The 14,597-nt window shown below is 54.9% G+C and carries 14 protein-coding genes; 6 read left to right on the top strand and 8 right to left on the bottom strand.

From position 1 onward, the window contains the following. Positions 1–36 precede the first annotated feature (36 nt). Positions 37–921: an SDR family oxidoreductase gene (locus tag D3261_RS01340; protein WP_233553805.1), complete on the bottom strand. Its 885-nt coding sequence runs from the start codon at positions 919–921 to the stop codon at positions 37–39. 425 nt (positions 922–1,346) lie between these two features. Then, entirely contained in the window at positions 1,347–1,703 is a 357-nt protein-coding gene (locus D3261_RS01335) for a nuclear transport factor 2 family protein (protein WP_120067942.1), read from the bottom strand. 35 nt (positions 1,704–1,738) lie between these two features. Between D3261_RS01335 and D3261_RS01330 the strand changes: the two genes are divergently transcribed. After that, positions 1,739–1,993 carry a hypothetical protein gene (locus tag D3261_RS01330; protein ID WP_199693860.1) on the top strand — a complete coding sequence of 85 codons (255 nt, stop codon included), beginning with the start codon at positions 1,739–1,741 and terminating at the stop codon, positions 1,991–1,993. Between the two features lie 182 nt (positions 1,994–2,175). Continuing rightward, the gene (locus D3261_RS01325; protein WP_233553804.1) at positions 2,176–2,895 is read left to right on the top strand and encodes a haloacid dehalogenase type II; all 720 of its coding nucleotides are present in this window, start codon (positions 2,176–2,178) and stop codon (positions 2,893–2,895) included. 28 nt (positions 2,896–2,923) lie between these two features. Here the strand turns inward: D3261_RS01325 and D3261_RS01320 are convergent, their stop codons facing one another. The 3 genes from D3261_RS01320 to D3261_RS01310 form a co-directional block, all read right to left on the bottom strand. Then, on the bottom strand, positions 2,924–3,739 hold the full coding sequence (locus tag D3261_RS01320; protein ID WP_199693859.1) for a DUF6920 family protein: 816 nt from the start codon (positions 3,737–3,739) through the stop codon (positions 2,924–2,926). A gap of 300 nt (positions 3,740–4,039) precedes the next feature. Beyond that, positions 4,040–5,425: an FAD-binding oxidoreductase gene (locus D3261_RS01315; protein WP_120067938.1), complete on the bottom strand. Its 1,386-nt coding sequence runs from the start codon at positions 5,423–5,425 to the stop codon at positions 4,040–4,042. 76 nt (positions 5,426–5,501) lie between these two features. Next, complete coding sequence (locus D3261_RS01310; protein WP_120067936.1) at positions 5,502–6,476, bottom strand: bile acid:sodium symporter family protein; 975 nt, start codon at positions 6,474–6,476, stop codon at positions 5,502–5,504. 158 nt (positions 6,477–6,634) lie between these two features. On the opposite strand from D3261_RS01310, the gene D3261_RS01305 reads away from it, so the two are divergent. Together D3261_RS01305 and D3261_RS01295 are read left to right on the top strand one after the other, a co-directional pair. Next, the gene (locus D3261_RS01305) at positions 6,635–7,408 is read left to right on the top strand and encodes an SDR family oxidoreductase (protein ID WP_120067934.1); all 774 of its coding nucleotides are present in this window, start codon (positions 6,635–6,637) and stop codon (positions 7,406–7,408) included. 496 nt (positions 7,409–7,904) lie between these two features. Further along, the gene (locus tag D3261_RS01295) at positions 7,905–9,179 is read left to right on the top strand and encodes a glycoside hydrolase family 26 protein (protein WP_120067930.1); all 1,275 of its coding nucleotides are present in this window, start codon (positions 7,905–7,907) and stop codon (positions 9,177–9,179) included. 230 nt (positions 9,180–9,409) lie between these two features. Here the strand turns inward: D3261_RS01295 and D3261_RS01290 are convergent, their stop codons facing one another. Together D3261_RS01290 and D3261_RS01285 are read right to left on the bottom strand one after the other, a co-directional pair. Then, the gene (locus D3261_RS01290) at positions 9,410–10,375 is read right to left on the bottom strand and encodes a ring-cleaving dioxygenase (RefSeq protein ID WP_120067929.1); all 966 of its coding nucleotides are present in this window, start codon (positions 10,373–10,375) and stop codon (positions 9,410–9,412) included. 199 nt (positions 10,376–10,574) lie between these two features. Next, on the bottom strand, positions 10,575–10,994 hold the full coding sequence (locus D3261_RS01285; protein ID WP_147464864.1) for an ArsR family transcriptional regulator: 420 nt from the start codon (positions 10,992–10,994) through the stop codon (positions 10,575–10,577). A 144-nt stretch (positions 10,995–11,138) separates the two neighbouring features. On the opposite strand from D3261_RS01285, the gene D3261_RS19500 reads away from it, so the two are divergent. After that, positions 11,139–11,720 carry a hypothetical protein gene (locus tag D3261_RS19500; RefSeq protein ID WP_147464863.1) on the top strand — a complete coding sequence of 194 codons (582 nt, stop codon included), beginning with the start codon at positions 11,139–11,141 and terminating at the stop codon, positions 11,718–11,720. 61 nt (positions 11,721–11,781) lie between these two features. Here D3261_RS19500 and D3261_RS01275 read toward each other — a convergent pair whose 3' ends face one another. Then, a complete protein-coding gene (locus D3261_RS01275) occupies positions 11,782–12,957 on the bottom strand; it encodes a Fic family protein (RefSeq protein ID WP_120067923.1) in 1,176 nt (391 codons plus the stop codon). Between the two features lie 605 nt (positions 12,958–13,562). Here D3261_RS01275 and D3261_RS01265 point away from each other — a divergent pair. After that, on the top strand, positions 13,563–14,246 hold the full coding sequence (locus tag D3261_RS01265) for an IS6 family transposase (protein WP_120067922.1): 684 nt from the start codon (positions 13,563–13,565) through the stop codon (positions 14,244–14,246). Positions 14,247–14,597 lie beyond the last annotated feature (351 nt).

The following is a 14,597-nucleotide window of genomic DNA, read 5'->3' as shown; positions in this document are numbered from 1 at the left end:
CCCACGAGGCCTTTGGAAGGAAATGCGGTTCCAGACCTATCCGTTGAGGATGGTTCCGCCGTTGAGGTGGAGGGTTTGACCGCTCATGTACGATGAATCTTGAGAAGCAAGGTATACGTAGGCCGGGCCGAGCTCGGAAGGTTGGCCGGCACGGCCCATTGGGACGTCCTCTCCGAACTGTTCGACGACTTCGGGGTCGTACTGACCCATTGTGGCTGGAATCAAGGGCGTCCAGATCGGACCCGGTGCAACCTGATTGACCCGGATCCCCTGCCCAACCACTTGTTGAGACAACGACCGGGTGAATCCGGCAATCGCACCCTTGGTCGAGGAGTAGTCGATTAACATATCGTTACCGACGAAAGCGTTGATCGACGTCGTATTGATCACCGTATCGTCATCGCCCAGATGAGGAAAGACGGCTCGCGTGAGATAGAAGTAGCCGTGGATATTGATGTTGAAGGTCTCTTCCCACTGTTCGTCAGTGATCTCGGCGAGATCGGTCTTGACGACTTGCTGAGCGGCGTTGTTGACCAAGACGTTGATCCCACCGAGTGTGTCGAGTACTTTTTCGACGGCGGCTTGGCAGAAGGCGCTATCGCGCACATCCCCGTCGATCAAGAGACATTCTTGACCCTCGTCCTCGACCACCTCCTTGGTAGTTTGAGCGTCTTCATGCTCGTCGAGATAGAGAGCGGCGATGTCTGCCCCTTCCCTGGCGAAATGGGCGGCGACGGCACGCCCGATACCGCTATCACCACCAGTCACTATTGCAACTTTTCCCGCAAGCTTGTCGCTTCCGTTGTAGCTGTTGCGGATGAAATCAGCGGATGGCTGCATCTCGTCCTCGGTACCCGGTTGGCGGTCCTGCTTCTGTGGACCGATCTGTTCCGCTTTCTCCGCGACTCTATTTTCTCCCATAATCGAGATCGGCTTGAGGATGGGAACCTCTAGAGGGAAAGAGGATAGCCTGCAAGTGCCAGACACACTATAGAAGCGACAGGAATGGAAACTTCTCAACGGAACATACTACGTTGTCTTATGGACACTATGAGGTCGGTATTGGAAGTAACAACATAGGACCTCATTTGTTGGTCGCTATGCGTCGATGACCGTTCTCACGGTTTCTAACCCACCATCAGCAGCACCGCTGTGCTTCGACCGGCAGCTCGTATCTTCCGAAACAGAAACGCGAGTCTTCGTTATGTATGGGGTGAAATATGGAGAAGACACAGGTTACTTTCCAGTAAGGCGGACTTCGTGGGTCTTTGCGTGGTCGAGTGCAGCGAACAGCGTTTCACCCGTCCATTCACACTCGGTACATTCGTAACGTGGCATGCCAGAGGCTATACTTCGTCACGGTCGGTGTACGTATAGCGGCGTGTGATCACCTCGTCCTCAAATTCATGGAAGTCAGCGAATCCGAACCGGACCTGCTCGCCATATCGATTCCCTGTGAATGAACCTCGGACCGCCGCGGTGGGGCCCTCAACGATTATACTGTGAATCTCGTGAGTGCCATCTTCAAGCGGGCGGCCCGACTCATAGAATTCCCTGAGCGCACCCCGTCCTTCGATAGTAGCCTGTCCCGGTCGCTCGTAGTAGACGTCTTCAGCGAACAGCTCCACGAGCTCGTCATAACGGTCCGCGTCCACGAACTCGTAGTACCGCCGTACTACTGACTCCGGGCCAGTCGTAGCCATGCCTCGAAATACTGACTGGAGCTGTTTAAACTGCCGTGGAGGGTGTCGACCACGGTCTCGATAGCACGATCGCATTGCCGGGAGAGACTGGAGTGGTCACCTCCGCTGAGTTGCCCGCTGGGAAACGTCTCGGTCGAGACCTCTCCTACAAGTTCTACTCTATCACCGAACGGGCATGCGACCTCCTCGATCGAAGCGATGTCCTCGATAAGGGAGTCTGGCGAGATACGTACACTCAAGTGAAGAAATCGGAGGATATCGAACGGTACGAAGAAGTCACTCGTCTATAGAATCGATGACAACCATTGACTTATGACTGAAACTCTTCGCGGTCTCGTGCGGTCAGAACCCATCCATCGGATAGCCTATCATTGATCGCGCTCGTGAGTCCAGACATGAGTGCCGCTATCAAGCTTCATATTCTCCCGATGGACAGCAGCAGCCACGCCAAATGTGTCCGGAGAAGGCCCTGATGGCACCACCAGATATCGATGCACTCGTCTTCGATGTCTTTGGAACGGTCGTAGACTGGCGAAGCGGCGTGATCCGTGACGGGGAGAAACTCGGCGTGAAACGAGACGTCGATGTGGATTGGGCAGCCTTTGCGGACGCCTGGCGCGATGAGTACCAACCATCGATGGACCGGGTTCGGGAGGGCGACATTCCCTGGCGAAACCTCGATGCCCTCCATCGTGATTCACTGGAGACACTCCTCGATCGGTTCGGTATCGAGGCGTTCACTGAGAGCGACAAAGAGTGGCTCACGGGCGCATGGCATCGACTCGACCCCTGGCCGGATTCGATACCGGGTCTTCGTCGACTTCGTGCCGAGTATCTCGTTGCGACCCTCTCGAACGGGCACGTCCGATTGCTTGCGAATATGGCCAAGCGTGCGGGGCTTCCCTGGGATATCATCCTCTCGGCCGAGCTCTCGGGTCACTACAAACCCGCCGAGGAGGCTTACCTGAGAGCGGTCGAGCTGCTGGACGTGACGCCCGACGAAGTCATGATGGTGGCTGCTCACGAGATGGACCTCGAGGCCGCCAGCGAAGTGGGTCTCCGAACAGCGTACGTCCACCGACCACTGGAATGGGGATCAAACGAGTCTAGGTCGACGAACGAGCCCTCCAATTCAACGGCCGAGATAGTTGCCGACGACCTCGAGGATCTCGCCGTCGTCCTTGATGTGTGAAATAGCGAACCTGATTGGTCACTATCGGTCAATGAAAGGAGATGTCTCGAAGCTCTGCCCGGAAGAACGGCTCGTACGCATCGGTTCCGAACCCCCATCCCACCTCTAATCGGGAGGGGATCGTGAGATCGTCGACGGTTCGCTCACGCTCGATGGTTGCTCCGAACGGACGCATCTCGCCGGTATCCACATCAAGACGGAGTGTTTCGACGGATTCGACCGCCCCCTTCTCGTCAATCGTTATGGTGAGCGATTCTTCAACGGCCGGAAGCGTCACGCGCGCCCGTCGGTGGTCAATTCCCTCCCACTCGGCCCCCATTGTCGGAAGAAGGCTCGTGGGGAGCCAGACCGACTCGGCGAGAAACCGACCAGCCGATGAATGATCGATGGCTGCCCCGCCAGAACGAACGATGGGAACGAGACCGGCGAGGACAAGTCGCTGCCCACCGGTGCCGTCAACGTGGAAGTCGGCTCCTGAAAACGCGAGACCGGGACCGAACCGAACGTTCGGTCGCCAAACCAATCCACGTTGCGCGGCCAGTGTCTCCTCGGCGTCAAATGCCAGCCAGCGCTCGCCGAGACGGAGCTGGCCCTCCATCGTCAACTCGACCCGACGGGCGAGTGGTGTATCAGGTGCAATGGCATGACGAAGATAGCGGTGGGCTGCTTCCGGGAGGCTTTCGATCAAGGAAGGATCGAACATATCATCAGCTGTCCGTTCGGTCCTGAGCGCTCGTCGATGGTTTCTAAGCTTCCATCGGTCATGGATCTGAACCGCGCCTAAGACACCACCAAACTCAGCAAGAGCTAGCATGACGCGACGTGAGGTGGTCAACTCAGGCATACACTGACAGTTCGGTTTCCACCGGGAATATCTTCGGGCGGAAGCAGGGGATGGCTTTTTTACCGAATGGTTGGCTGCTCGGTCTTGATTTTCGGTACCGGTGCTTCGGACACTGACCTCTCATAGATTGGATGACCGAAACGAACGACAGACCAAGACCGACGGTTGACACTCTCTCGGAGCGTGTATTCGTCGCGTGGGTCAGCTATTCGTCCATAAGGTCACTCGGAGGCCCGGTGGCCCATGTCGCCGAACTCGACTGGATCGACCGAAGGAATCGAATCAGTAGGGTGAAATCATTCAGTGCTCGGGTAGTAATTTTCCCGGATTCAAGATCCGGTGAGGGTCGACTGCTGCCTTTATCTCCTGCATCAAATCTACCGCCGCAGCGTGTTCTTGTCGCATGAATTTTCGCTTCCCGATGCCTACTCCATGTTCACCCGTCGAAGTTCCACCCATTGAGATAGCCGCACGCACCATTCGATCGTTGAGTTCGGTCGCACGTTCGAATTCCTGCTCATCGTCGAGGTCCGCGATCGGGAGGAAATGGAGGTTGCCATCGCCTGCGTGGCCGACACATGGTACGGTAAGACCAAGCTCTTCCGACAGTTCGGCAGCCTTACGCACAATCTCTGGGTATCTCGAAACTGGAACAACTACATCACCGATAAACGCCACAGTTGCATCCGACCGGTACTCACACGCTGCCGGGTAGACGTTCCGTCGTGCTGCCCAGAGTTGAGCCATTTCTGCCTCGCCAGCGGTTTCAAATGCGACACAGTCAGCAGCTTCACAGGATGCCTTCACAGTGTCGAGGTCTGCAGTTACGCCACTGTTCGTCCCATGGAGTTCGATCAGAAGCTGAGGCGATATTGGCAGGTCCGCATCGTCAGTTTCGTTCAAAAGACCAGCCGCACCGCTGTCGAGATACTCGATAGCACCGGGTGTAAGCGGGCTGGCCATGATATTTGCGACGGCTTTGCCCGCAGCGCCTCGGGTAGGGAAGGTGGCGAGTGCAGCCCGGCGTTCAGCAGGAAGCGGCTCGAGCGCAAGCGCAACCTCAGTTACGATACCGAGCGTTCCTTCACTCCCTACGAACAAGTCTTTGAGTTGGTAGCCGGACGATGACTTCGCAACATCTCGACCACACTGAACTATCTCGCCATCCGCCAGCGCGACTGTGAGACGACGGACATGGTCACCAGTCACACCGTATTTAACGGCATTCAGTCCACTAGCGTTGTTCGCTACCATACCACCGACAGTCGCGAGATCACCGGCAGCGATTCCGGGGGCGAAACGGAGTCCGTGTGACTCTAACTTGCTGTTCAACTCATCGTAGACAACACCAGGTCCGACGATAGCAAGACGATCTGCCGGCCGAATCTCCACGCTGTCCATTGGGAGTGTGTCGAGGACGACACCACCCTCAACTGGTATTGGGTTCCCCTCGATGCTCGACCCGCCACTTCGCGGTGTGATAGCTACCTCACGAGTATGACATGCCTCAAGTACAGTTGAAACGTCACCTGCAGACATCGCACGGACAACCCCATCCGGATAATGGGCTGTATGCGGTCCCTCATCGTGACTGTACGCCTCTAGAGTCGCTCTATCAGTTACGACACTGCCCTCAACGCTAAGATCATCGAGAAAGCTGACATCGTATTCCCCATCAGGCGTCATTGGTACTCTGTCTAGTAGCAGAAGCAAAAATGTTGTTCACACGGTACACTCTCTATTGTGGTTCTTTCACTGCTTCTCAGGTTGGTATCGCTGACTCCTCCGCGTCGTCGCTTTTACGAGCGAAGTATGTTGCCAATAGCGGCCCCACGATGAGCATCCAGACGCTGAACAGAGCAGGAAGCAGTGACGAAAGCGGCGTGAAGAACGTAACAGCCAGGGCAGTTGCCAAGCCGGAATTCTGGAGTCCAACCTCGAAAGTACACGCCCGGACTCGGTCGGCGGGCATGTTTGCTGCGCGACCAACTGCGTATCCAGACGCGAGGCCGATGGTATTGTGTATAACCATTGCTGCGAGTGCAAACAGACTCACGCCGAATATGGTCTCTGCGTTGAGGCCAACTACGGCTGAGACGATAACGACGATAGCTGCAACACTGATCGACGGAAACACGGTAAGGCTCGCTTCAGCCACGTTGGGTGCTCGTCGGTCCAGGAATTGGCGAATGACGATTCCAGAGATAACTGGGAGCAAAACGATAAGCAGGATTTCTTCGGACAATTGAGCGAACGTAACCTGGATCTCCGACCCAGCCAGGAAAAGTACCCATGCTGGCATGATGATGGGTGCCGCAATGGTCGTTAGCGAGGTGATCGCAATCGAAAGTGCGACATCACCTTTAGAGAGGTATGTCATCACGTTCGAAGACGTTCCACCGGGCGATGCACCAAGCAGGATGATGCCAATTCCAATCTCCGGCGGGAGACTAAAAGCCTGCACTAACAGATATGCTGCCAATGGCATGACTAACCACTGGGCAAGAGCACCGATGAAAACATCTCGGGGACGCTCGATGATACGTTTGAGATCTGAAGGGGTGAGCGTCAAACCCATCCCAAGCATCACGATACCCAGTAGGGGTGAGATATACTCTCCAAGCCAGCTGAATGCCCCTGGTTGGTACAACGCAAGCACTGACGCTACGATCACCCATATAACAAAATATTTGTTTATGAAGGAAGTAATCTGTTCCAACCTATTTTGCCAAGACATTTGTTGCCAAGAAAATCCACATATTTAGCGAGAATATAACTACTGGTTCTCGCCCGAGAAACGGGGTAGCGATAGCAATGACCGAGTAGTGGTCTGAAAGAACTGCCTCACCTTATACAGTCATAAGAAATATATGAGTTGAGTAGGCAATAAGATACATGGAGAAAATGTTGAGCGGCAAAACCGCCGTCGTCACAGGTGGGGCAAGTGGGAACGGCCGTGCGATCTCGTCGCTGTTCGCAGAAGAGGGTGCAGACATCGTTATCGCCGATATCCAGGAAGATCCCCGTGAGGGCGGTGAACCGACTCACGAACGGATCGAAGCAAACACCGATGCGAACGCGACGTTTGTTGAGTGCGATGTTACTGATTACGAAGCACTGAAGGATGCAGTAGCGGCCGCCGACGAATTCGGTGGTATCGACACAATGGTGAACAACGCGGGCGTTTTCCGCGCTGAAGAGTTCCTCGAGGAGGGTGACGACATCTTCGATATGATCATGGACATCAACGTCCGTGGAACCTACTACGGCTCGCGTGCGGCCGCCAATGCCATGGTAGATAACGGCGGCGGCAGCATCATCAATCTCTCAAGCGTTGCTGGCCTCGAAGGGTCGGGAGAGTTCATCAGTTACTGTGCTTCAAAGGGTGCAGTTCGCCTGATGACGTACTCGCTTGCATCACTGCTTGGACCCGAGGGCGTTCGGGTCAACGCGATCCACCCAGGCCTGATCGAGACATCGATGACCACTGAAGATGTTCCGATCTTCGGAACTGACGAAGAGGCAGGATTCGTCGGGCAGATTCCGAGCGGACGCGGCGGTACGGCAGAGGACGTTGCAAAGGGAGCGCTCTTCCTCGCCTCGGATCTCAGCGACTACGTCAACTCCGAGTCACTCGTCATCGACGGGGGAATGACGAACTCCCAGTAGCGAAATCACCATCTGTATGCAACCCCGAACAACTCAACGAACTTCGCGAAATGAATGGTGCAGAGCACGATACTGACTGTCAATAGAGGGCCGAGTATCATGTCGAGTCGGTTCTCAGAAATACACCACGACCGCGCCTCGACAACCGGTGAACCGGATGTTCCTTCTCGGTCCCAGAGACCTAAGCAAGGGGACAAATGCTATCATCTTCGATGTACTATTGCCGGTTATGAGCACTCGATCCGCATCACGTCAATCGCGATGCTTGAAATGTGGGTTTGAAGCGGATGCCGGTAGTGAGAAATGGAAACGAGTTGATGCGCCGCCGTTCGGCAGCCTTACACAGTGTCCGAAATGTGGCAGCACCAATATACTCAGTCAGTTACGAGACTAGCAGCTGTTCTGTAGCTTCCGAGAAAATCGGGAACCAAACCGATAGCGGTCTGACACTCCGAATCACCCAATGCTTAATCGAATTGCCAGTGAGTACCAATGGATGAACCGCCGGAAGTTCCTCCGAGCAGCAGGGTTGGTTGGTATTGCCGGCGTAAGCGGCTGTTCGACACCGTTCGACCCGCTCTCGGAACCGAATCGAAACAATGCTAGTGGGTCGGGTGGAACATCAACACCTGAGCTGACACCAACCCCTGAACCTCCAGAGACTCGTTCGGGGACAGCATTGACGGGTGTCTATGCCGGCGGCGACGACATCGTGGGGAGTTTGGAAAGCTACAGTAGTTGGCTCGGTCAGAAGCCGGCAGTCGCAGTTGTTTTCCTCGATGCGTTTAGGCTAGCGAGCACGAAGCAGGGATTCGTCGAAGGTGCGCTAACGAACGTCTGGAAAGCGGGTCACGTGCCGCTGATATCCTGGCAACCGTTCGGGCAACAGAGCAACGAAACCAGTGAAACGATCGAGCGTGCGATCGCAAACGGAGAGTACGACGACCAGATCGATGACTGGGCAAGCCTGCTCGAGAGCTGGGCACGACCACGTGGTGGCGACACCCGCGGCCGGCGATTCTACTTTCGGCCGGCCCACGAAATGAACGGGAACTGGTTCCCATGGAGTGCAGTCGATTCGACACGCATCGAGGCAACCGCATCTCCCGAATCGGGTAATGAGGGAGGAGAGGATCCAACTGCAGGCACTCCCGAAGACTACATTGGAATGTGGCGTCAGCTTCATAGGCGGTTCTCCGAGACCGCACTTGCGGCATCGAATATTCAATGGATGTGGTCGCCGAACGCGGATGAGATCGGTGGTATTCGTGCTGAACGTTATTACCCCGGCGATCAGTTCGTCGATTGGGTCGGTCTCGATGGGTTCAATTTCGGTGGGAGTCAGCGATACTCGAGCGGGCAGTCGGACTGGCGCTTTCCTGAGGCGTTGTTTGGATCGATGTTGGGTCGGATTCGCGAGCTGACCAGTAAACCGGTGGCTCTCACTGAGTTTGCTTCCTCGTCTGTTCCTGACTCGGGCGAAGGACACGAACCCCAACAGAAAGCCCAATGGATCGAGGATGCTTTCAGCTACGTTTCAGAGAACGATATCAAGATGACCTGCTGGTTTAACGTCGATAAGACGGGCCAGGATGAGACCGACTGGGCGGTCTTCGGTGGTGCGCGAGGTACATCTCAGGTCACAGTCGATGGGGAACAGTATCCAGCGTACGAGAGCTACAAAGAGGCCATCACAGCCAGTGAATATCTCAATACACTACCGGATTATCCACCACTTTTGACCGATGACGAATTCACTGGTCAGTTCTGAATTCTCCGGAAGACCTCATTATCGGTTGTTGAATGGCCTATTTCTGGCACCCCTCTTTCCTCCAGAGCTATTCAACGACTATTCGACAGAGATGAGGACGGTCGCTCAGCGATGGAGTATTAGCCTTCGATGCTTCACTGTATTCCACCTTCCCTAATTTATCTAAAAACTCGAAAACGAATAGTAGAGTGGGTAGTCAAGTATGCGGATATGCAGCGAGAAATCCGCTACTAATCGTTGGAAAAGGGGCTTATAGACGGATTCTCGAACAATGGAAGGCGGGACTCGATTTCCTTGCGTTCGCTCTCCAACCAGTCGGGGAGCGCGAGGTCCGTGCCGAGTTCGTCCTGGGTCTGATCAATCGTGAAGCCGGGTCCCATCGTTGCGATCTCGAAGAGGACACCACCCGGTTCGCGGAAGTAGATCGATTTAAAGTACACTCGATCGACGATATCAGTAACGCGCAATCCTTGCTCAGTCAGGTGATCGCGCCACTGCTCTTGTTCGTCAGTATCCTCGGCCTTGTAGGCGACGTGGTGAACGGTGCCGGTACCCATTTGCCCCCGTGATCGCTCCGTCTCTACGAGATCGACGATAGAGCCTGGACCTCCGGTGGCAGACCGATACCGATGCCGCCCATTCTCCTTGGCCTCGAACTCGTAGCCAAGTCCCTTGGTCAACACGTCGGCGGTCGATCCGATGTCATTGAGACTGAGGGTGACACTGTGAAAGCCGCGCAGTTGGTGTTCGTTGGGAACGGGGCTCTCCCCCCATGGGTTTGCCTCGGGTGCGTCGTCCGTGGCAACGAGCGCGAGTGTGATGCCATCTGGATCGTCGAACTGAATGACTGTCTCGCCGAACTGTTCGGTCGGGCCTTCAATATCGATATCGTGTGCTTCCAGCCGGTCGAGCCAGTATTCAAGGGAATTTTCGGAGATGAAGTACGTCGCGACCTTGGTCTGTCCCGCACCGAACTGCCCGGGGCGGCCGCGCTCTCCCCAGGGGAAGAACGTGATGTTGGATCCCGGTGTCCCCTCGCTATCGCCGAAATAGAAGTGGTAGGTGTATTTGTCGTCGTGATTGACGGTCTTTTTCAAAAAGCGCAGACCGAGCGTTTCGACGTAGAACTCGGCGTTTCGCTGTGGGTCTCCCGCGATAGCGGTCACGTGATGTAGCCCCGGTGTCGTCGGTGACATTGTAGTGGTCTTATGGAGCGAAATCGGTTATATCTCAGCTAACACTCGAAGCAGCAGGTAACAGCACCCTTACTACCCATTGTCGGTTCATTCTTCCATCCAGAGTTCAATTCATTCGAATACTCAACTAGACAATTCCAGTTCCTGAGTCGAAGACGATGAGTCCGGTATCGATGAGAAGGCAGTTCGAGGACGGTACTCAGGAGGGACGGGGCATCGACTCGATCTCTCGGATTTCAGGGGTACGTTCCATCCGATCGTACACTTCGCGCCACGTCTCGACCTCTTCATAGAGGTTTGCTTGTTTCAGTAATCGCTCTCCTTTCTCGGTGATACGAAAGAAGGTCGACGGAAGGTCGCGTGCTCTTTCTCCCTTCGGTAGTTTCACCTTTTCAATTGTTCCGGCGTCACTGAGTTTTCGAAGATGATACTGGATCGTACTGCTTTCCATGCTCGGGTTTCGATAGTCAAGCTCGGCAGCACTTGGCATCCGCTGCGGGTGGGCGAGGATCTGCAAGAGAAGCTTCGCGCGCGAGTTCTGCAGAATCAACCGAAGCGACGCCCACTCATCGCTTCGTTCGGTATCGACCTCACCGACCATCTCGCCTGTATCGCTCATTGAGTGCCTCCTATCATGAACTACGGACTTCGCGGGCATTAACCATTTCGGGAAATACTGAATCAGTTGTTCTACTATTCGTCGCTACATCAGTGACTACATTAGTACGCTTTTATACGAAACTGGTGTACTACCGATCAATCGATGGCTGACCGTGATATCGACCCGGAGCGCCTAATAGAGGACTCCAGAGCTCATCTCGGTGATGAACTCAGTCCTCAAGCGATCGAGCGTTTCATGGATGCTGCTCTGACCGATGAGTTACTCCGCGATTTCGGTTACAGTGATGTTGCATATCTCGTCATCGAAAACTTCGATGAACCACAGAAATCCCGTCTCCGAGTAGTACGTGACGGGCTGAGCGATCGAGGAGTGTCCCATTTCGCCTTTCTCTTGGATGAAATCGGCAACGAGGTTTGGGAGAATTTCGTTGTGAAGTTCAAAATCTTTGCCGACCGCGCCGATTTCGTCGTCGGTGTCTTTGAGGATAACGAAGGAGGCCACGAACTTGAGATCGCCGAACTCGACCGAGAGCGATACCAGCGAAAGACCACCGTGTTCAAACAGGAGTATCTGACCGTTGAGGCGGAGTGCGATGACTACGATGCTATGCTTGCCCATCTCTTCGAGATCATGGAAAATCGAGGGCAGTTGTATCGATGGGAAACCGAAGAAGATCTTCTCGAATTAGTCGACGAACACGTCCCTTCATCACGAGATACGTAACTAATCCCCCAGGAACGAGGTCTAGCAACACATTACACTATCCGGCACATCACCATCGCGTTCAGTAGGTCTGCGGTGGCTGCTCAAGAATTTCGAAAATTTCTCGCGCACGATATTCCTTGTTGCGTCCCTTCCCGGTCACTTCTTCCAAAATTCCTTCGTCGACGAGGTCGTTGATTACTCGTGACGCCGTCGGTTGCTTGACGTCAAAGAGCCGTTGAACAGTCTTGCTCGTGACGTAGGGCTGTTCGAAGAGTTTCACAATAAGTTGGTTCTTCGTGTACGACTTTCCCCCATACTCAGCGTCGTACTGACGCTTAAGGTGGGCCAGCGAGAGCGTTCGGTCGACGGACTCGTGGGCCTGGCGAGCGACACCCTCGATAAAGAACGATAGCCACGCTTCCCAATCGCCATCGTATCGAACGGCCTCCAATCGGTCGATATACGTCGGTTTGTTTCGATTGAAGTACTCACTGAGGTAGAGATTCGGGCGTTCGAGGTAGCCAGCGTCGTACAACTGGAGCGTGATGAGAAGTCGGCCGAGACGACCATTGCCGTCACCATATGGATGGATGGTCTCGAATTGGTAGTGGAAGATGCCGATGTTTACGAGCGGGTGGTAGCTCCCGCCAGTTTTGTAGTAGGTGAATAGCCCATCCATTAGGCCATCGACCTGATCTGGAACGGGTGGGAAGAACTCTCCGATATGGTTCGGTGTCGTCTTGTACGCGCCGAGAGTATCGGTATCAACGCGGTCGTCTGGAACGCCCGTGAGAAGAGTCTCGTGGAATTCATGCAATCGTTCGACGGTCAAGTCTTTGCCTCGGTCGAGTGCCTCAATACCATCCTTGATAGCGTCTTCGTAGTTGAGGACTTCCTGCGTGTCCTTCGTTTGGCCCTTCGTGGATTCGACGCTTATCTCGTCTTCACCGGCGTCAAATGAGCGTGTTTCGAGGCTGTAGAGAGCATTGTAGTCAACGTCCGCACCTTCGATTTCAGCGGATTGCATGGCTTCCTTGCGGAGGAGTGAGGTGTAGAGTACTGGCGGGAAATCGAGTTCGAGACTTATCCCACTGAGTTTCCCTAACCAGAACGTTGCGTCTGAGAGCGTCTCGTAGAAGTCGGGCCGGAGAGCGAGGTCGCGGGATGGCGGCAACGGAGCAGGTTTGTAGTACGACCTCCGTCCGTACGGGATGAGTTCGCCAGGAGCGTTAGAATTGAGCTCTGATTGTTGCATACATACTCAACCAATAGATCTCTCCGAAGTATTACTCTAGCGGTGTCGAATGAATGAATGGGGGCTGAGAGTGGCTATGGATGAATACACCCACAGTAGATAAATTTCAGGAAGTCATCACGGTGAGCGCCGATCACGAGAATTGAGAGGGGCTCGGAGGGCACGGACTGCTTCGTGAATTCCGACTCCTGAGTCGAAGACGATGAGTTCGGTATCGAAGGCGACTAACCGATTTGTGATCTGTTACCCCGAGTTTTCCGAGTCACTATCGGCCGTTCTTTGAGTGCGCTTGGCCACGATGTCCGATGCAACGGAGCGAACACGCTGGTGGTGACTCGCGGAGAGATTTGTACTCTGAGCAGCTTCGAGCTGTTCGTCGATTAGGGTGTTCTGTTATGGACTCCAGGTTTCCGGCGGCTCGTCTTGGATGTACTGTACCCACCGCTTGGTAGCTTCGATGCGTTGGTTCCGATTGCGCTCTTGTTTTCCAGCGAGCGCCTCATGCTCGTTTGAGTGTGAGTGAGTATGTTCTATAATCCGCCAAGTAATCAGACTAGAAGGGCACTGTATAGTCAAAGTATGAGCAGTTCCTGGGGTTGGTGTCTATGCAACTCAGAGAACTGCTCGAAGAGACGTTGAACACGGCATCTCTTGAGTGTTGGGCTGAGGAGAGCACCCTGACGCCCGTCAGGGCGCTCGGGGTGCGCCTCCATTCAGCGGGGCTGTCGTTGCGGGAGACGGCGGCTGTGCTGAAGCTGGTCGGCGTCGAGCGCTCCCATCAGGCGATCTTTCAGTGGGTCCACCGCCTCGCTGACCATCTCCCAGACCCGCCGCGGAGTACTCCGCGGCGGGTCGCTGTCGACGAAACTGCTGTCCAGGTAGGTACTGAGTGGTGTTGGCTCTACGCCGCGATCGACTTGGATACGAAGCTTCTGCTCGGTGTGCGGCTGTCGCCGCGGCGGGGGACGACCCCCGCCGCGGCGTTCCCCTCGGAGTTGAAAGAGCGTCACGACCTCTCTGAGGCGGAGTTGTTGGTCGATGGCTTCGGCTACTTGACCGCTCTCGCACGTACCGACCTGAGCGGTCACCTCGAGTACACTCATCGCGACAAGATCGAGAAATGGTTCCAGACGCTGAAAATGCGGGTCAAGCGCTTCCACAACACCTGGAACGGCGGGCTCGCCAGCGCTGCGCGCTGGCTCGCCGCCTTCGTTCACTACTATAATTTTCAGCGATCGAATCAAGCGCTCGAGAACCGTACCCCGGTTGAGGAGGTGTTGAACCAGTGACTAGACCGTGCCGAGTGATGAAACTCCCTCCCTGGTTGATAAGACGGTGAACATATGATAGATACACCGTTGACCGTCCCTCAAGAACTGACGACGAAGAACAGTTTTCACGCGAGACAGTCCGGAACAATGTTTTCGTTGGTATGTTGTCCTTGGGTCCGCCTCGGCCTGTCCCTGATGCAACCAGGAACACAGAGCATACCAGCACCGCCGACTGTCTCGCTTTGTGACCGTTCTCGTAGGCGGCCTTTCTGAGGTGCTGATAATAAATATGGGCAATATCTTATTGGTCTGTCGCTCAACCAGTAGCGGCTGAGAACGGTTTTCACACGAGACAGCACGGAACAGTGC

This window comes from Halococcus sp. IIIV-5B (genome assembly GCF_003602035.1).
GTDB lineage: Archaea > Halobacteriota > Halobacteria > Halobacteriales > Halococcaceae > Halococcus > Halococcus salsus.
The sequence above is the reverse complement of the archived record's forward strand: the minus strand, read 5'-3'. Positions and strand labels throughout refer to the sequence as shown.

What these genes read in the sequence shown, in the direction of transcription:
- D3261_RS01340 (WP_233553805.1), bottom strand. Translation starts at nt 921, where the DNA reads ATGGGAGAAAATAGAGTCGCGGAGAAAGCGGAACAGATCGGTCCACAG.
- D3261_RS01335 (WP_120067942.1), bottom strand. Translation starts at nt 1,703, where the DNA reads ATGGCTACGACTGGCCCGGAGTCAGTAGTACGGCGGTACTACGAGTTC.
- D3261_RS01325 (WP_233553804.1), top strand. Translation starts at nt 2,176, where the DNA reads ATGGCACCACCAGATATCGATGCACTCGTCTTCGATGTCTTTGGAACG.
- D3261_RS01320 (WP_199693859.1), bottom strand. Translation starts at nt 3,739, where the DNA reads ATGCCTGAGTTGACCACCTCACGTCGCGTCATGCTAGCTCTTGCTGAG.
- D3261_RS01315 (WP_120067938.1), bottom strand. Translation starts at nt 5,425, where the DNA reads ATGACGCCTGATGGGGAATACGATGTCAGCTTTCTCGATGATCTTAGC.
- D3261_RS01310 (WP_120067936.1), bottom strand. Translation starts at nt 6,476, where the DNA reads ATGTCTTGGCAAAATAGGTTGGAACAGATTACTTCCTTCATAAACAAA.
- D3261_RS01305 (WP_120067934.1), top strand. Translation starts at nt 6,635, where the DNA reads ATGGAGAAAATGTTGAGCGGCAAAACCGCCGTCGTCACAGGTGGGGCA.
- D3261_RS01295 (WP_120067930.1), top strand. Translation starts at nt 7,905, where the DNA reads ATGAACCGCCGGAAGTTCCTCCGAGCAGCAGGGTTGGTTGGTATTGCC.
- D3261_RS01290 (WP_120067929.1), bottom strand. Translation starts at nt 10,375, where the DNA reads ATGTCACCGACGACACCGGGGCTACATCACGTGACCGCTATCGCGGGA.
- D3261_RS01285 (WP_147464864.1), bottom strand. Translation starts at nt 10,994, where the DNA reads ATGAGCGATACAGGCGAGATGGTCGGTGAGGTCGATACCGAACGAAGC.
- D3261_RS19500 (WP_147464863.1), top strand. Translation starts at nt 11,139, where the DNA reads ATGGCTGACCGTGATATCGACCCGGAGCGCCTAATAGAGGACTCCAGA.
- D3261_RS01275 (WP_120067923.1), bottom strand. Translation starts at nt 12,957, where the DNA reads ATGCAACAATCAGAGCTCAATTCTAACGCTCCTGGCGAACTCATCCCG.
- D3261_RS01265 (WP_120067922.1), top strand. Translation starts at nt 13,563, where the DNA reads ATGCAACTCAGAGAACTGCTCGAAGAGACGTTGAACACGGCATCTCTT.